Genomic DNA, 1,310 nt, shown 5'->3' with positions numbered 1-1,310 from the left:
CACGGCGTTGCGTTGGCCCGCCATGAACCCGCCGGTTGCCAGTTCACGCACCAGCGGCTCATTGACCGGCGTGGCCGCAAAGTCGAACCCGGCGATCTCCTTGGCCAGCGGCAGCTTGGCGATGGTCATCTGGTATTTGATCGAGCGCGCCTGCTTCTCGCTGATCTCGGCGGTCAGCAGGTCGCCGACGACCCGCGGCGCGGAGTGCTGGCGTTTTACCGCGTCAGCGATGACATCATCATAAGCGTGACGCATTCCGGCGAGCTTCAGCTCGGCCATCATCTCCAGGATCTGGTGGCGTTCCATACGGTCTCCTCAGGCTGTCGTAACGGGCACAGTCGGCACGCGGCTCGTGACGCAGGCGCAGCGCATCAGGCGTGACGATATTGAGCGGCGCGGGCGGCTGCCGCTGGCGGGTCAGGATGTTGAGCACGACGTCGCAACTGACCGCGCCGCCGATGAGCGCTTCACTGCATGCGGCTTCGACAGCGTCGACGCCGTCGCTGGTGATCGCAGTCAGGATGCCGACCATCTGGCGATCGCCATCGGCATGGCCGGCAAGCCGGCGGCGCACCCGCTCGATTGCCGGCGGCAGTGCCCAGTCCTTGAACGGTGCGCCGTTGCGCAGGGCGCCGGGCTTGCGCTTCAACACCGGCAGGTAATGCCAGGGATCATAGATGACCTGGTCGCGGCCGAACCGGCGGGGGTGTTCGCCAACGATCTCGCCGCCTTGCCGGATCACGATGCGGTCGGCGTAGGCATGGATATCGACCGCTTGTCGCGCGACATNACCGCTCGCCCCGCTGCCTTGGCGTGCACCGAGTATTTGTTGTGATCGAACCGGACCAGCAGCGTCTTGGACACCGACGCCGGCAGCGCATGGAAGCCATCGAACGGACCCCGGTAGCCGATCAGCGCCGGGCGATCCGCCGCTTCGAACACATCCCACACTGTCCGGTCCTTCAACTCGGGGTGCGCCGCCCGCTTGGCATGCGCCACGCAGCGATCCGCCAGCCAGGCGTTCAACTCGTCGAGGGTCTTGAACCGCAGCCGCGGCGTGAAGAAGCGCTCGCGCACCAGCCCAACCTGGTTCTCGACCTGACCCTTCTCCCATCCCGACGCCGGCGTGCAAGCCACCGGATCAACCAGATAATGCCCGCACATCTGCAGGAATCGCCGGTTGTACTGCCGCTCGCGCCCCACGAAGATCGCATCGACCGCGGTCTTCATATTATCGTAGATCCCGCGCTGGCAGGCGCCGCCCAGGAACGCGAACGCCTTGTCATGCGCGTCGAACACCATCTCCTGGC

1 protein-coding gene and 1 pseudogene are annotated in these 1,310 nt (G+C 65.9%); both read right to left on the bottom strand.

Translation table 11 applies throughout. From position 1 onward, the window contains the following. A partial coding sequence (locus CHU93_RS03445) for an ATP-binding protein (RefSeq protein WP_243375168.1) occupies positions 1–306 on the bottom strand: 306 nt, incomplete at its 3' end. Beyond that, a pseudogene (locus tag CHU93_RS03440) lies at positions 239–1,310 on the bottom strand (IS21/IS408/IS1162 family transposase); the annotation flags it as partial. The pseudogene CHU93_RS03440 and the gene CHU93_RS03445, both read right to left, overlap by 68 nt.

The organism is Sandarakinorhabdus cyanobacteriorum, from assembly GCF_002251755.1.
Lineage (GTDB): Bacteria > Pseudomonadota > Alphaproteobacteria > Sphingomonadales > Sphingomonadaceae > Sandarakinorhabdus > Sandarakinorhabdus cyanobacteriorum.
This window is presented reverse-complemented; position numbering and strand designations above follow the sequence as displayed.